The sequence below is a fragment of the Epibacterium ulvae genome (assembly GCF_018678075.1).
GTDB lineage: Bacteria > Pseudomonadota > Alphaproteobacteria > Rhodobacterales > Rhodobacteraceae > Epibacterium > Epibacterium ulvae_A.
Map to the genome: position 1 here is coordinate 25,798 of NZ_JAHHIR010000025.1, position 14,571 is coordinate 40,368.

Annotated in this window: 14 protein-coding genes; 7 read left to right on the forward strand and 7 right to left on the reverse strand. The window is 56.4% G+C overall.

From position 1 onward, the window contains the following. Window positions 1-31: 31 nt before the first annotated feature. Together ribA and KMP13_RS06200 are read left to right on the forward strand one after the other, a co-directional pair. The gene (gene ribA, locus KMP13_RS06195) at window positions 32-1,120 is read left to right on the forward strand and encodes a GTP cyclohydrolase II (protein WP_215264805.1); all 1,089 of its coding nucleotides are present in this window, start codon (window positions 32-34) and stop codon (window positions 1,118-1,120) included. Continuing rightward, window positions 1,117-1,617 carry a L,D-transpeptidase family protein gene (locus tag KMP13_RS06200; protein ID WP_215264807.1) on the forward strand — a complete coding sequence of 167 codons (501 nt, stop codon included), beginning with the start codon at window positions 1,117-1,119 and terminating at the stop codon, window positions 1,615-1,617. The genes ribA and KMP13_RS06200 overlap by 4 nt, the downstream gene beginning before the upstream one ends. Here KMP13_RS06200 and KMP13_RS06205 read toward each other — a convergent pair. The 4 genes from KMP13_RS06205 to KMP13_RS06220 all read right to left on the reverse strand — a co-directional run bounded on the left by KMP13_RS06205 (window position 1,601) and on the right by KMP13_RS06220 (window position 6,097). Then, a complete protein-coding gene (locus KMP13_RS06205) occupies window positions 1,601-2,260 on the reverse strand; it encodes a YggS family pyridoxal phosphate-dependent enzyme (protein WP_215264809.1) in 660 nt (219 codons plus the stop codon). The two genes, KMP13_RS06200 and KMP13_RS06205, sit on opposite strands and share 17 nt — an antisense overlap. Window positions 2,261-2,362: 102 nt before the next feature. Then, on the reverse strand, window positions 2,363-3,316 hold the full coding sequence (locus KMP13_RS06210) for a porin (RefSeq protein WP_215264810.1): 954 nt from the start codon (window positions 3,314-3,316) through the stop codon (window positions 2,363-2,365). Window positions 3,317-3,882: 566 nt separating this feature from the next. After that, window positions 3,883-4,803 (reverse strand): porin, encoded by a 921-nt coding sequence (locus tag KMP13_RS06215; protein ID WP_215264811.1) that lies wholly within the window; start codon window positions 4,801-4,803, stop codon window positions 3,883-3,885. A gap of 367 nt (window positions 4,804-5,170) precedes the next feature. After that, a complete protein-coding gene (locus tag KMP13_RS06220) occupies window positions 5,171-6,097 on the reverse strand; it encodes a porin (protein ID WP_215264812.1) in 927 nt (308 codons plus the stop codon). Between the two features lie 303 nt (window positions 6,098-6,400). Between KMP13_RS06220 and KMP13_RS06225 the strand changes: the two genes are divergently transcribed. From KMP13_RS06225 to KMP13_RS06245, 5 genes are all read left to right on the forward strand, one after another. Then, the gene (locus KMP13_RS06225) at window positions 6,401-6,904 is read left to right on the forward strand and encodes a DUF3576 domain-containing protein (protein ID WP_215264814.1); all 504 of its coding nucleotides are present in this window, start codon (window positions 6,401-6,403) and stop codon (window positions 6,902-6,904) included. A gap of 100 nt (window positions 6,905-7,004) precedes the next feature. Further along, window positions 7,005-9,560: a leucine--tRNA ligase gene (gene leuS / locus KMP13_RS06230; protein WP_215264816.1), complete on the forward strand. Its 2,556-nt coding sequence runs from the start codon at window positions 7,005-7,007 to the stop codon at window positions 9,558-9,560. Beyond that, complete coding sequence (gene lptE / locus KMP13_RS06235) at window positions 9,547-10,071, forward strand: LPS assembly lipoprotein LptE (protein ID WP_215264817.1); 525 nt, start codon at window positions 9,547-9,549, stop codon at window positions 10,069-10,071. Before leuS ends, lptE begins: the two co-directional genes overlap by 14 nt. Continuing rightward, window positions 10,068-11,096, forward strand: a complete 1,029-nt coding sequence (holA, locus tag KMP13_RS06240) for a DNA polymerase III subunit delta (RefSeq protein WP_215264818.1) — start codon at window positions 10,068-10,070, stop codon at window positions 11,094-11,096. The genes lptE and holA overlap by 4 nt, the downstream gene beginning before the upstream one ends. A gap of 70 nt (window positions 11,097-11,166) precedes the next feature. Beyond that, on the forward strand, window positions 11,167-11,757 hold the full coding sequence (locus KMP13_RS06245; protein WP_215264819.1) for a glutathione S-transferase family protein: 591 nt from the start codon (window positions 11,167-11,169) through the stop codon (window positions 11,755-11,757). Here the strand turns inward: KMP13_RS06245 and KMP13_RS06250 are convergent. The 3 genes from KMP13_RS06250 to KMP13_RS06260 all read right to left on the reverse strand — a co-directional run bounded on the left by KMP13_RS06250 (window position 11,730) and on the right by KMP13_RS06260 (window position 14,445). Next, window positions 11,730-12,929 carry a TIGR03862 family flavoprotein gene (locus KMP13_RS06250; RefSeq protein ID WP_215264821.1) on the reverse strand — a complete coding sequence of 400 codons (1,200 nt, stop codon included), beginning with the start codon at window positions 12,927-12,929 and terminating at the stop codon, window positions 11,730-11,732. The two genes, KMP13_RS06245 and KMP13_RS06250, sit on opposite strands and share 28 nt — an antisense overlap. A gap of 158 nt (window positions 12,930-13,087) precedes the next feature. Further along, entirely contained in the window at window positions 13,088-13,699 is a 612-nt protein-coding gene (locus KMP13_RS06255; RefSeq protein ID WP_215264822.1) for an enoyl-CoA hydratase/isomerase family protein, read from the reverse strand. Next, the gene (locus KMP13_RS06260) at window positions 13,696-14,445 is read right to left on the reverse strand and encodes an SDR family oxidoreductase (RefSeq protein ID WP_215264824.1); all 750 of its coding nucleotides are present in this window, start codon (window positions 14,443-14,445) and stop codon (window positions 13,696-13,698) included. Before KMP13_RS06260 ends, KMP13_RS06255 begins: the two co-directional genes overlap by 4 nt. Between the last annotated feature and the right edge of the window lie 126 nt (window positions 14,446-14,571).

Consider the following 14,571-nt stretch of genomic DNA (forward strand, 5'->3'; position numbering starts at 1 on the left):
ACGTTTCACTAGTTGCATACGGAGTAAGCGAATGAGCTTGTTGCCCACCATGATAGAATTGCTGGCCCGTGGGCGAGTCGATCTGCGTATGGGACTGCCGGTTGTACTAAAAGATGGCGACCGCACATCGCTTGCGATTTCCGCTGAAACCCTCTCGGCTGAACGTCTTCAGGACATTTTGGATTTGGGTGCCGTCTCCCTCGCTCTGACGGCGCGGCGGGCTGAAACGTTAAAGGCACGAGTCTACAATGACGATGTCTGTCGCGTGCATGTGCCAAAGGAAGCGCGGCTGGACTGGGTCCACGCGCTGGCCAATCCCGTCGATGATCTGCGCACGCCCATGAAGGGGCCGCTGGACAGTCTGCGGTGCAACGATGCCGGATTTGCGCGGCTGGCCATTGCACTATCGAAATCCGCGCGCCTGCTTCCGGCGGCTCTTTTGGTCACCGTTGATGATGGGGCCGCCTTTGCCATGACAAACGGCCTCACGCTGTTGGATTTGGATATTGCCAGCCCGCTTCTGGATCAAAGCTCACCACTGCACCCGGTCGCAGCCGCACGTCTGCCGATCGAAGCCGCCGAAGCCGGGCGATTGCATATCTTCCGTCCCGAAGATGGCAACGAAGAACATTACGCGATTGAAATTGGTCGCCCCGATCGCAGCGCCCCGGTTTTGGCCCGCTTGCATTCGGCCTGCTTTACCGGGGATGTGTTGGGATCGCTCAAATGCGATTGCGGCCCCCAGCTACGTGGCGCTCTGGCACAAATGGGTGAACATGGCGCGGGTGTCCTGCTGTACCTCAACCAAGAAGGACGCGGGATCGGCCTCACCAACAAAATGCGCGCCTACTCTCTTCAGGATCAGGGCTTTGATACGGTTGAGGCCAATCACAGGCTTGGATTTGAAGATGACGAGCGTGATTTTCGACTGGGTTCAGCCATTCTCAAAGAGCTTGGGTTTTCCTCGGTACGATTGATGACAAACAACCCAAAGAAGATCTCAATGATGGAGAGCACTGGCATTACAGTCGCCGAACACGTCCCGCTGAAGGTTGGTGAGAACCCGTTCAACACTCAATATCTGGCGACCAAGGCCAGCAAATCCGGACATATGCTGTGACCCCGCAGGACCTGGTTCTCACCCCAAAAGGCGTTCGGTTCATGGGTCGACGCTTCCCGTGTACCATCGGCAAAACCGGCATCTCGACGTCGAAACGAGAGGGGGATGGCGCCTCACCTGCGGGGGTCCACGAGCTGGTCGGAATGCTCTATCGTCCTGATAGGATTGCGAAACCTGCGTCATGGGCAGAACCGATTGGACCCGGTGACCTTTGGTCTGATGACACCTCGGACCCTGACTACAACCAATTGGTCAAGGTGCCACATCACTTCAGTCATGAGAGGTTGCTCCGTGCGGACCCCCTGTATGACCTTGTCATCGTGACCGATTGGAACTGGGCAAATGCAGAGCCCGGCAAAGGCTCCGCCATTTTCATCCACCAATGGCGTCGGCCGGGATATGCAACCGAAGGGTGTGTTGCATTTTCACGCCCAGACCTGCATTGGATCGCGCGCCATCTTCAACCCGGCAGCCGATTGATCATTCCTGGGGCTTAACCCGCGCGCCAAAGATCGCCGATCCAACCCTGACATGGGTCGCACCAAGGGCAATCGCCTTTTCAAAATCGCTGCTCATCCCCATGGACAGTCCCGCCAGGCCGTTTCTTTTGGCGATTTTTGCCAGCAAGGCAAAATGCAGGCTCGCCTCTTCATCAACCGGCGGAATGCACATCAGACCTTTGATCGGCAGATCCATCGACAGGCAGTCTGCGATAAACGCATCAGCTTCTGCTGGAAGAATGCCCGCCTTCTGCTCTTCGACCCCGGTGTTGACCTGCACAAAAAGATCGGGACAGGCGCCGATCTCCTGCGCCAAACGCGCAATGGTTTTGGCCAGTTTCGGGCGGTCGATTGAGTGAATGTTGCCAAACAATTCCATCGCCTGCCGCGCTTTATTGGTTTGCAACGGACCGATGAGGTGCAGATCTAAATCTCTGAAATCATTTGCGAAGTCGGGCCATTTTCCAGCGGCTTCCTGAACCCTGTTTTCGCCGAAGCACCGGTGGCCTGCGTCCAGAACCGTGCGCACCCGGTCATTTGGCTGCACTTTGGACACAGCGATCAATTTGACAGACCCCTTGGGGCGGCCTGCTGCCGTTTCAGCTTCCGAGATGCGTGTTTTGATTTCGACGAGCGACATGTTCAGCTCCCTGTTTGACGGGTGCAGACAAACACGGTTTCACCAAAAAAGAAAAGGGCGAGCTCGCAAGAGCCCGCCCAAAATCATGAGGTTTCGGTCGACTTAGAAGTCGAAGCGAACACCCAAGTCACCAACTACGTTGCCGCTTGCGTTCTCACCGGCACCACCGCGCAGAGATACGCCGTTGCCCAGGCTGTGCTGGAAGCCGAGAGCGTAAACGGTTTCTTTTTCGGTAACTGCAGCAGTCTCTGCATTGATGCTGTCGCCGCCGCCGGCAAGAATAGCCGTGATACGTGTGGAGCTGGAAACGTCATAGACTACGTTCAAAGAGTATCCAGCTTCGTCAAAGAACTCACCATCTGCAAACAGGAGCGAGGCGCTCAGATCACCGAAGGTACCGGACAGGTTTGCAACCCAATAGTCGGTGTCGAAATCGTCGTCGCGCTCACCGTAGACCGCACCAAATGCAACCGGACCGAAGTCGTAGCGTGCACCAACTTGGTAGTAGGAAGGCAAGTCTACTGCGGTGTTGTCTTCGGTGTAAGAGGCCGAAACGTCGAAGTCACCAACAGAGTATGACGCGCGAACGGTGTTGCGGGTGATGTCGCCTTCGCCATAACCGTTTGTGTCGATCAGGTCAGCAAAGGTGTTTTGCGCTTCAATCTGTACGACTTGACCGGTACCAACACCATAGGTGTCAACGATGGCCGCAGTGTCCAGAAGGTCACCGGTGTTACCCAGGTCCAAGCGGAAACTACCGGTCGAAACGGAGAATTCTGCTGCACCAGGGCCGTTACCAGCAGCACCGCCTTCAGATTCGTCGTTGGCTTCCACCTGGAAGCGACCTTCCAGTTTAACACCGGAGTCCAGAGTTACGTTTGCGCCGATGTTCAGGCGGAAGCGCTGCTCGAGAGCTGTCCTTTTGTCGTCGCCTTCTGCACCTTCGTTGTAGACCAGACCAAAACGGCCGTAACCGCCAAAGGTGAGTTCAGCTTCAGCTGCAGCCATACCTGCAGTTGCGATCAGCGCGGAAGTCGCGAAGAGAATCTTTTTCATGATTTTCCCTCGGGTTTAGATTTTCTTCCCAAACAAGGCAGCACGCACAAGTTTGAGTACGCACCCCGTTTCGCTCTTTTCAGAGGGCGTGCGCAAGCGTGGCCTAAACCGACCACTTCCATTCCCGAAAACATGATGCATCAATGCCACAGTGAATTACGCCACCGCTAATTGCGGTCACGCAGTAGAGAATTACTCTTCTTCTGAACTGTGGGGAGAAACTGTCCCTATATACCCGTTCGCGCTGCGCGTCCTCTCAGTGGGACTCATTCAGGCCGATCAGGCTCGTTCCTCGATGCGTTCTTATCTGATCTCTTCGTCTCTCACCTTTTCACTGGTTAAGCGCGCCGAAGCGCATGGGTCATCGTTAAAACCTGGGTCGTCCAAAAACGCAGTTCCTGAACATCCATTTTGAGAGGTGTAGCTAGATAACTGGGTCACCTCTAATCTATGTGATGTAGATTACAGTTAAAAAATGGGTCGCTCAACATTTAATTTCACAAGTTCGTTATAAAAAAGAGGCCCCCAAATGGAGGCCTCAATAATAGATAAAATGTCAGCTAGACTTAGAAGTCGAAGCGAACACCCAGATCCGCTTCGGTGTCGCCGCCGGTGTTTTGACCAACACCGCCGCGCAGAGATACACCGCCGCCAAGGCCGTGGTTGAAGCCAAGACCGAATACGGTGTCGGCTGCATCGTCACCGCTGTCAGCAACGACTGCTGTCAGAGTGGTCGCGGAAGACACCGCGTAGGCAGCGGAAAGGCCGTATGCAACCTCATCCTGGCCATCGCTCTCACCAACTGTCAGGTTATACTGAACGGGACCCAGATCGCCGGACAGACCGAGGATCCAGTAGCTTTCGGAAGCTGCATTGTCACGCTCACCGTACAATGCGCCAGCTGCGACCGCACCGAAATCATAGCCAAAGCCGATTTGGTAGTAGGAATCCACCGAAGCCGCTTCGTTGTCTTCGGTGTAAGATGCACCAACGGTAAAGTCGCCAACAGAATAGACCACTTTTACCTTTTGAGCAGTAGTATCACTGGAACCAGCAAAGCCGCTCGCATCAAAACCTTCAAATGCGTTGGCTTGCTCAACAATGGCCGTGAGACCCACACCGTAACCGTAGAACTTAACTACGTCACCCGAGTCCAACAGGTCAGCGGTACCACCAACATCCAAACGGAAGCCACCGTAAGTTACGTTGAATTCAGCTGCGCCCGGGCCATCACCACCAGCACCACCTTCATTTTCTTCGCCCGTCTGCAAACGAATACGCCCACCAAACACAACCCCAGCATCGGTTTCAGCACTTGCGGTGATGTTCAGACGGAAACGCTGCTCAAGACGCGTTTCTTTTTCGGTGCCGGTTGCACCTTCGTTGTATTGCAGACCAAAGCGGCCGTAACCACCAAAGCTTACTTCTGCAGCTGCAACGCCAGCTGTTGCGATCAGAGCGGTCGAAGCAAAGAGAATCTTTTTCATGATTATCCCTCGAATTTAGATTTCCAATCCCAAGCACCACCTGCCGTGGATGCCCGAGTACGGGATCCGTATCGCAGTTTCGCTATTTTCGCACAATGACGTGAGTTAGATTCACAATTCTATCTGAGATAGATGATGCAAGCACGCAACAGTCGGTGCTGTCACCGCCACACCTCTGTGATGACCTAGGCGAATGATTAAATTCGCTTCTCGAAGTAGGTTTTTTTGTAGTTCGGTTTCACATCCGCAAATGGCAGCGCGGGTGAGATTCCCCCCGAAACATTTTACTTTTTAACAAGGGTCGCGAAACACTTACGACCCAAGTAGGGCTGAGGGTTTCCCCTCAGCCCCGAATGCATCGGCAAACTTAGAAGTCGAAACGTACACCCAAGTCAGCTTGCGTATCGCCGTCGTCTTCTTGACCTACACCACCCTGCAGGGAAACGCCGCCGCCCAAGCTGTGCTTAAAGCCAACACCGAAGACGGTTTCGTCGCCATCAGCGTCTGCACCGCCGTCAGCGATAACGGCACGAAGTTGAGTCGCGCTCGAAACGTCATATGAGAATGACAGACCGTAGAACAGATCGTCCTGTGCGTCGGAATCACCCACAACCGCGTGATATGCCAAGGCACCCGCAGAACCACGCAGGCTTGCTGCCCAGTAATCTTCCTCGGCAGCGTTATCACGCTGACCATAAGCGGCACCGACACGCATGCCGTTAGCGAAGTCGTAGCCCAGACCGAACTGAACGTAGGAATCTTCGGCGGTTGCTTCGTTCTCTTCGGTGTAGGACGCAGCAACTGTGAAGTCGCCAACTTGGTAGCGCGCCTTGACGGTTTGACGTGTTACATCGCCCACACCAAAACCGTTCTTGTCGAACCCGGTTGCCGCATCGTTGGTTTCGATGAAACCTGTCAGACCGACGCTGATGCCGTTCAGCGATACGACATCACCTGAATCCACGACGTCAGAAACATGACCTACGTCCAAACGGAATCCGCCTGAGCTAACCGCAAAGCCAGCCGCACCTGGGCCAGCACCGCCTGCGCCGCCATCGGCGTTTTCGTTCGACTCAAGCCGAAAGCGGCCTTCGAATTTTACGCCCGCGTCGCTTTCGGTCAAGCCAGTGATGGTCAAACGGAAGCGCTGCTCCAGGCGTGTCTCTTTAGCGGTGCCGGTGGCACCTTCGTCGTAGAACAGACCGAAACGGCCGAAACCGCCAAACGTGATGTCAGCCGCTGCAACGCCGGCAGTGGCGATCAGTGCGGTGGTTGCGAATAGTACCTTCTTCATTATTACCCTCATGCTCCCTTTATGAGTCCCTCCTTGACTACTAGTCTGCCATACTACTCTGGCATGCTAGAATTCAAATAGAGATGGACATCGATTGATAATGCGAAAGTTTTGTGCATCAACTATTTTTGATGAACTTTTCGCTTGGCGGGTACCGGTGAAACCCAAAAGACACATATTACATGTTATGTTAATGATCTAATATCAGCCGTTTCCGGGACCCATAAAGAATGGGCTTGTTGCGCGCCGTCGAGTTGTCTAGGACTGTCCCGGACTCCCAATGATGAACGGAAGCTGCCGAAAATGCGTTGGTTTTTGAATGTTACTTTGATCGCTGCTTTGACACTCATGGCCAGCTGCGGCGCCTTTGGCCGCGGTAAAGACCGGCAAAGACCTGTCTCAAACGCAGAAGAATTCCTGGATTCGGATCGCGCGGCTGAAGAAGGCCTGCCGGGATCGAATCGCACCACGATCTTTGATGCCTTTGGCCCCACCAAGTCGGAACAAACGGTTCAAGTGAACCGCTACCTTTGGACAGCCTCGCTGGATGTACTGAAGTTCCTGCCTGTACAATCCGTTGACCCGTTCACCGGAGTTATAATCACCAATTATGGCACGCCGCCCGGTGGTGGACAGTCTTATCGTGCTACAGTGCACATTAAAGACCCTGCGCTGGACGCCCGCTCTTTGAATGTTGCGCTCCAGTCTCGCAATGGTCGCGCCGTAAGCGCCGCAACCGCGCGCGCAGTTGAAGACGCGATCCTGTCGCGGGCTCGCCAGCTGCGGATCGCCGACAAAAAGCTCTGATTTCGGCTCAGCTCAGCTCGGCACTGGAATCACCAAGAAAACACACGTATTACAGCGCCGGGTCATGCACCCGGCGTTTTCATGCAAAGGACCGCTCTAGATGTCGCGTTACGAAGCCTCGCAGATCGAAGCGAAATGGCAGGAGGCCTGGGAAGCGGCCTCGACTTTTGAAGCCAAGCGCACGGCCGACAAGCCCAAATACTATGTGCTGGAGATGTTCCCCTATCCGTCGGGGAAACTGCACATGGGCCACGTGCGCAACTACACCATGGGCGACGTGATCGCGCGGTATAAACTGTCGACCGGTCATAATGTACTGCACCCGATGGGGTTTGACGCCTTTGGCATGCCAGCGGAAAACGCCGCGATGGCCATTGGCGGGCACCCGAAAACCTGGACCTATGACAACATCGACACGATGGTTGAGCAGATGAAGCCGCTAGGGCTTTCGCTTGACTGGTCGCGCATGTTTGCCACCTGTGATCCGGAATACTATGGCCAGCAACAGGCGCTGTTCCTGGATTTTCTGGAAAAAGGGCTGGTTTACCGCAAAAACGCGGTGGTGAACTGGGATCCCGTCGACATGACCGTTCTGGCCAATGAACAGGTCGAAGGCGGACGTGGCTGGCGGTCTGGCGCTTTGGTGGAACGTCGCGAGCTGACACAGTGGTTCTTTAAGATCTCGGATTACTCCGAGGAGCTGCTTTCGGCGCTGGATAACCTTGAAAACTGGCCAGCCAAGGTGCGTTTGATGCAGGAAAACTGGATCGGCAAATCGCGCGGATTGCAGTTTGGTTTTGAACGCTTGGACGGCGCGGACCCCATCACTGTTTATACAACGCGCCCCGATACGTTGATGGGCGCGTCCTTTGTCGGGATTTCGCCCGATCACCCGATTGCCAAGCAATTGGAGAGCGAATCGGAAGAAGTCGCAGCCTTTGTTGCGGAATGTCGCAAGGGTGGCACCACCGAGGAAGCGATTGAGACCGGCGAAAAGCTGGGCATGGACACCGGTATTCGCGTGCGTCACCCGTTGGATCCCAATTGGGAGCTGCCGGTTTGGATCGCGAACTTCATTTTGATGGATTACGGCACCGGCGCGATCTTTGCCTGCCCGGCGCATGATCAGCGCGATTTTGAATTTGCCACAAAATACGACCTGCCGATCATTCCGGTCTTTGAGGATCCTGCGGGCGCGGACGCTTTGTCCGAAGCCTATGTTCCGACCAAAGCCGAGAAGGTGAATTACGTAAAAGGATTCGCCGGTGACAGTGAACAGACCGGCGAAGATGGTGTGAACACGGCCGTTGATCTGGCGGAAGCCCAAGGTTGGGGTGAAGGCGTCACCAAATACCGCCTGCGGGATTGGGGCCTGTCGCGCCAGCGCTATTGGGGATGCCCGATCCCGGTTGTCCATTGCGACGACTGTGGTGTGGTCCCCGAGAAGAAAGAGAACCTGCCGATCGAGCTGCCGGATGATGTGTCGTTCGACAAGCCCGGCAATCCGTTGGACCGTCATCCGACCTGGCGCAACTGTGCCTGTCCGAACTGTGGCAAACCCGCGCTACGCGAAACCGACACGATGGACACCTTTGTCGATTCGTCCTGGTATTTTGCGCGTTTCACCGCTCCACGTGCCGATACGCCCACCGATATGGCCGAGGCCGAATATTGGATGAACGTCGATCAATACATCGGCGGCATTGAACACGCGATTCTACACCTGCTGTATTCGCGCTTCTTTGCCCGTGCCATGCAGATCTGCGGTCATCTGCCCGAAAAATCGGTGGAGCCGTTTGACGCGCTGTTTACCCAAGGCATGGTGACCCACGCGATCTATGAAAACGCCGAGCGTAAGGATGAGAACGGGCGCACCGTGTATCATTACCCGGCTGAGGTCGAAGAGCGTGACGGCGCAACCGTTGTGAAAGAGACCGGCGAGAAGATCAAAGTGATCCCTTCGGCCAAGATGTCGAAGTCCAAAAACAACGTGGTGGATCCGCTGGCGATCATCTCTGCCTATGGTGCCGACACCGCGCGCTGGTTTGTGCTGTCTGATTCCCCGCCCGAGCGCGACGTGGAATGGACCGCATCCGGCGCCGAAGCCGCGCACAAACACCTTTCACGTGTTTATCGTATCGCCGCCGAAGCCGCCGCGATGGAAGATGGCGAAGGCAAGGATGACGCAAGCCTCTTGCGCGAGATGCACAAAGCCATCCGTGATGTGACCCTGGGCGTCGAAAGCTTTGGCTTTAACGCATCCATCGCGAAACTCTATGGGTTCACCAATACGGTTGCCAAATCCAAAGCCGGCGCCGGTGCCAAACAGCAAGCGGCCAAGGTTCTGGCACAGCTGATGTCCCCCATGACGCCCCACCTGTCGGAAGCGATCTGGGAGATGCTGGGCGGCGAAGGTTTGATCGCCAATGCGCCCTGGCCCGTTGCAGATGAGGCCATGTTGGTCGAGGGTTCGGTGACCTTGCCGATCCAGATCAACGGAAAACGCCGTGGTGAGATTGAAGTGGCCAAGGATCTTGGTAAATCCGAGGTTGAAAAAATTGCCCTTGCCCACGAAGCTGTGCAAAAGGCGCTGGATGGCAAAGCGCCGAAAAAGGTGATCGTGGTTCCGGGTCGTATCGTCAATGTCGTGGCTTAAACGCAGAGTTTTACTTATCGCACCGCTGGCCCTCTTGATGGGGGCCGCGGCCTGCGGCTTTACACCGGTACATGCGCCCGGTGGCACCGGCGCGCTGTTGCATGATCAAGTATTGGTTCAGGCTCCCGAAGAAGTTCCATCAAACAGCAATGTCGCGGCCTATTTCCTGGTCCGCGCGCTAGAAGATGATCTGGGTCGCGGCGGTGGCGGTACATACGCGCTGGATCTGCGGGTCAATCAGGACGTCGAAGGTCAGGCGATTACCGCTGATAATGAAATCACCCGATATTCGGTTCAAGGCACTGCGAGTTACACGCTGCGCCGCCTGTCAGATGGTGCGGTGATGGCTAGCGGGACCGTGAATAACTTTACCGGATATTCCGCGACCGGCTCCACCATCGATACATTGGCCAGCGAACGCGACGCCGAGGAACGGTTGATGGAAATTCTGGCCGACCAGATCGTCACGCGCCTTTATACGTCGGCCAAGCTCGACGCCGGTTCTGAATGAAGCTGAACACGCGCGAGGCCGATGGGTATTTCGCCCGACCAGATGCCGCAAAAACCGGTATCTTGATCTATGGCGGCGATGCCATGCGCGTGGCGTTAAAACGTCAACAGCTTTTGGCCGCCCTGCTTGGCCCCGCAGCCGAGGAAGAAATGCGCCTGTCTCGCCTGTCTGGTGCGGATCTGCGCAAAGACCCGGCCCAAGTTCTGGATGCAATCAAATCTGTGGGGTTTTTCCCAGGCCAACGCGCCGTCTTTGTCGACAGCGCCAATGATTCCGCGGCGCCCGCGATTCTGTCCGCGTTGGAAGAATGGGAGCCCGGTGACGCGCAGCTTGTGATCACTGCCGGGCAGCTCAAGGCCTCCTCCAAACTGCGCAAAGCTTTTGAAGGGCACCGCAACGCCTATGCGGTTGGGATTTACGATGACCCGCCTTCGCGCGGTGAGATCGAACGTTTGTTGGGAGAGGCCGACATTCGCGACGTGCCCAACGACAGCATGTCGGCACTGGTTGATATCGCCAACGACATCGGCCCCGGCGACTTTGCTCGGATGGTGGAAAAGCTGTCTCTGTACAAACACCAGGACAGCGCGCCGTTGGGCTTGGATGATATTGAGGCCGTTGCACCGCAATCCACCGAAGCGGCATTGGACGATCTGCTAAACATCGTGGCCGAAGGGCGCACCACTGAAATCGGTCCCGTGCTGAGCCGCCTTCAGGCCCAAGGAACCCAGGCCGTGGGCCTATGTATTGGCGCGACACGGCATTTCCGCAGGCTTTACGCCGTTGCCTCGGACCCCGGCGGCCCGGCGCAGGGCATTGGCCGCGTCCGCCCGCCGCTTTATGGCAAACGGCGCGACCGCGTGTTGCGTCAGGCACAGGGATGGGGCGCACATCGGCTGGAAACCGCACTTACGGTTTTGACCGACACTGATCTGCTGCTGCGCTCTGCCGGGCAAACGGCCCCTGCCTTGGCTTTGGTCGAACGTGCCTTGATCCGATTGGCGATGTTAAGCCGCGCTCGGTGACGCCACGGACCTCTTGTGTCGGATCACTCGGCTTCCCATTTTGAACCTGCGTCTAAAAGGGAGGCCATAGATGTATACGGTTATTGGATACCCAGTGACCCGGACAATCCGGGTTCTATGGGCGCTCGAAGAGCTTGGGTTAGACTATGAATTGAACCCCGTTCTTCCAGGATCGGACGAGACCAAAGAGATCAATCCCTCAGGCAAAGTCCCCATCCTGATCGAGGGTGACTTCAAACTGACCGATTCTACCGCGATTATGCATTACCTGGCCGATAAACACGGTGGGCTTTTGGCCAAGGCAGGAACGCAGCTGCGCGCACAGCAGGACGCGATGACCTTCCGTCTGCTGGATGAGCTGGATGCGCTGTTGTGGATGAACGCGCGCCACACCTTTGTGCTGCCAAAAGAACACCGCGTGTCAGACATTCGACCAAGCGCCGCATGGGAGCTCAATCGCAATTTTGATCGATTGGATGCGGATCTGACAGGTCCCTATTTGGTCGGCGAACAGTTTGGTGTCGCGGATATCATCCTGTCCCACTGCGTCGGTTGGGCCAAAAACGTGAAGATTGAGATCACAAACAAATCGATCCTGTCTCATGCCAAAGAAATGCGCGCGCGGCCTGCGTTTCAGCGGTTGTTGCCACTCTTCAAGTAACACACCGCGCCCCGACCGGCCCAACGTCCCGTGGCGAAACATGCCGTCAAAAGATATCCACCGGTCGGAGCCTCCCAATCCAACATTTCACCGGCGCAAAACGTTCCAGGGCGTGCGGTCAGCATCAGGTCATCATTCACGGCGGCGTGTCGCACACCGCCCGCCGTCGAAATCGCTTCGTCCATGGAGCGCAGGCTGTAACCAGTGATCTCAAGACCTTTGACCAAGTCAACCCAGGCCGATGGTGGGGCCGTGCGGTCGGTAATCATCTCATTGATCAGCGCCACTTTCACCGGTGGCAGCCGCAGCGTGTTTTTCAACCAATGCGCCAATCGCGCTTTTTTAGGGTCTTTTGGCAGGGTCTTTGCCAATGCATCTGCGCTGCGATCCGGCACCAGATCCACATAAAGTTTAGCCCCTTCACGTAGGGCCGGCGTCAGTCCATAAAGGCCGCCGCCTTCTAACCCGCGTGTCGACAAAACAGCCTCGCCACGACTGGAGAGATCGCCTGCAGCCCAACGCACAGACTTGAGAGCACTGCCGAAATGCCCGGCCATATAGGCGCTCCAAGGGACGGTCAGCGCTGCGTTGGAGGGCGCAAAGGGCGCAAGCGCGACGTCCTGTGCGCGCAACGTATTGACCCAAACGCCGTCTGATCCCAACCGTGCCCAGCTGGCGCCGCCGAGGGCAAGAACCGTTGCGGTGGCTTTGATGTTTAGCGGTCCGTTCACTGTGTCAAAGGTCAGCGCGCCGTCGTTCCATCCGGTCCAGTGATGCCGCAGTCGGCGTTCCACGCCCAAACCATCTAGTCGCGCCAACCACGCCCGCAACAGCGGGGATGCCTTCATTTCCTTGGGAAACACGCGGCCCGTGGATCCGGCAAACAGCTCCTGCCCCAGGTCCCGCGCCCAGCGCTGCACCCAATTGGCATCACATTCACCCAGCATAGGCGCGAGCCAATCCAGTGCCGCGCCGTAGTTGGGCAGCATCACCTCCAACGGTTCATCCTTCGTCAGGTTCAGACCAGATTTGCCCGCCATCAGAAATTTACGCGCAACCGAGGGCTTGGCGTCCAGAACAACAACACGAAATCCGGCGCGTGCGATTTCTTCTGCGGCTATCAAACCTGCAGGCCCTGCGCCAATGACTGCTGCATCCCAATGTACGGTCATGTGTTTCTCTTGTTAGCCGTAATAGGCTTTGCGTGTAATACAGAGGTCCCTGTTTTACGAGACCTCACAGACCATCCAAGGTTGGCCAAGTGCATATCTTAGGTGGCCCAACGATGGCCCGAGCTTTGCTCATAAGTGCCGGGCAAGCCGCGCAAACGTTAATTGCATCCGGCCAGGATCTGGGCTGCCAATGACGGTTCCGCAGCTACCGCGTGTTCCAACAGCTCTTCCGCCGAGGCAATCAACGCGTCATCTGCTACAATGCGATCCAACAACCCCCACGACAGCGCTTCCTCTGCGGTGATTTTCTGGCCCGCCGCAATGACCATTTTGGTGCGGGATGGCCCAATTAGGGTCTTCATTCGCGTCACATCTGACGGCTGCGGCAGGTATCCCAGCTTCATCACCGGATAGAAGACTTTGGCGGTTGGCACCGCGATCCGAATATCGCAGGCCAGCGCCATTCCATTGGCACCGCCCGCCAAGGTTCCGTTGAGCGCCACCACCGTCATACAGGGCAGTGCGGCAACGGCTGCGGACAACTCCTCCCACAGGGGAGAGACCGCAAGCCCGGCGCGGGCCTCGTCCAGATCGGCACCGGCGCTGAACACTTTGCCACGTCCAGTCAGGATCAGACCGCGCGCAGATTGGGCCGCTGTCATGATCTCAACCAATTGCCCGAGCATTCCTGCGGTCAGCGCATTGGCCTTGTTTGGTCGGTTCAGTGTGACGGTCCAGACGCCATGATCGCTTTTTTGAACGTCAATCATGCCAAACCTACTCGGCGGCGGATCTCTTCGTCGCGCAGTGAGACTTCTTCGCCGACAAAAGCATCCGCATCCGCCGTGCACATCCATTTCAACGTCCGGGCCGGCCATTCCGCAGAGATATGCTCCTCCCAATCCAACTGACTGACGGCATTTACACCGCTGGCTTTGATCTCACGTTGCATCTGTGTTGCCACGGTTCCCGGCGAAAGCCCCATCGCCCGGATGCCGTTTGCCCGCTCTTCCAGATCCAGCGCGCGGGTGAGCATCGCTGCGCCCGCTTTGGAGGTGCAATACGCGCTCCACCCTTCCAGCGGACGATGCGCCGCACCGGAAGAGACGGTAATGATCGTCCCGCCGCCAGATTTCTTCATCTGAGGAAGCACTGCGCGCATTCCGTTGAAAACGCCGGTGACGTTGACATCAATCAGCTTGGCCCAATCCGCCGGATCCGCATCGGCCAAACGCGAGATCGGCTCGATCATGCCAGCGTTGTTGATCAATACATCGATTTTGCCCCAGGTTTCACACACTTGCGAAACAGCCGCAGAGACATTTGAAAAATTCGAAACATCACAGGGAAACGACAGGGCAGAGGCGCCGATTTCATCAGAAAGGGCCCGCAACGCGGCCTCATCACGGGCCAATAGGGCCACCTTTGCACCGGCATCAGCGAAAATTCGCGCAGCTGCGGCACCAATTCCACGGCTTGCCCCGGTAATGATCACGGTTTTGTCGTTGAAATCCATACCCAGCTTCTCCAATTCTTTGGTATTAATCTGTGGTAGTCCTCAAACGGGGAGCGGTCCAGCCTTTGGCACCTTGCGGACCTTATCACCGTCTTTAATCTTGATCATTGAAGGTCAAAACGAAAG

Coding starts and splice junctions, on each gene's coding strand:
- ribA (WP_215264805.1), top strand. CDS start 32: ATGAGCTTGTTGCCCACCATGATAGAATTGCTGGCCCGTGGGCGAGTC.
- KMP13_RS06205 (WP_215264809.1), bottom strand. CDS start 2,260: ATGTCGCTCGTCGAAATCAAAACACGCATCTCGGAAGCTGAAACGGCA.
- KMP13_RS06210 (WP_215264810.1), bottom strand. CDS start 3,316: ATGAAAAAGATTCTCTTCGCGACTTCCGCGCTGATCGCAACTGCAGGT.
- KMP13_RS06215 (WP_215264811.1), bottom strand. CDS start 4,803: ATGAAAAAGATTCTCTTTGCTTCGACCGCTCTGATCGCAACAGCTGGC.
- KMP13_RS06220 (WP_215264812.1), bottom strand. CDS start 6,097: ATGAAGAAGGTACTATTCGCAACCACCGCACTGATCGCCACTGCCGGC.
- KMP13_RS06225 (WP_215264814.1), top strand. CDS start 6,401: ATGCGTTGGTTTTTGAATGTTACTTTGATCGCTGCTTTGACACTCATG.
- leuS (WP_215264816.1), top strand. CDS start 7,005: ATGTCGCGTTACGAAGCCTCGCAGATCGAAGCGAAATGGCAGGAGGCC.
- lptE (WP_215264817.1), top strand. CDS start 9,547: ATGTCGTGGCTTAAACGCAGAGTTTTACTTATCGCACCGCTGGCCCTC.
- holA (WP_215264818.1), top strand. CDS start 10,068: ATGAAGCTGAACACGCGCGAGGCCGATGGGTATTTCGCCCGACCAGAT.
- KMP13_RS06245 (WP_215264819.1), top strand. CDS start 11,167: ATGTATACGGTTATTGGATACCCAGTGACCCGGACAATCCGGGTTCTA.
- KMP13_RS06250 (WP_215264821.1), bottom strand. CDS start 12,929: ATGACCGTACATTGGGATGCAGCAGTCATTGGCGCAGGGCCTGCAGGT.
- KMP13_RS06255 (WP_215264822.1), bottom strand. CDS start 13,699: ATGATTGACGTTCAAAAAAGCGATCATGGCGTCTGGACCGTCACACTG.
- KMP13_RS06260 (WP_215264824.1), bottom strand. CDS start 14,445: ATGGATTTCAACGACAAAACCGTGATCATTACCGGGGCAAGCCGTGGA.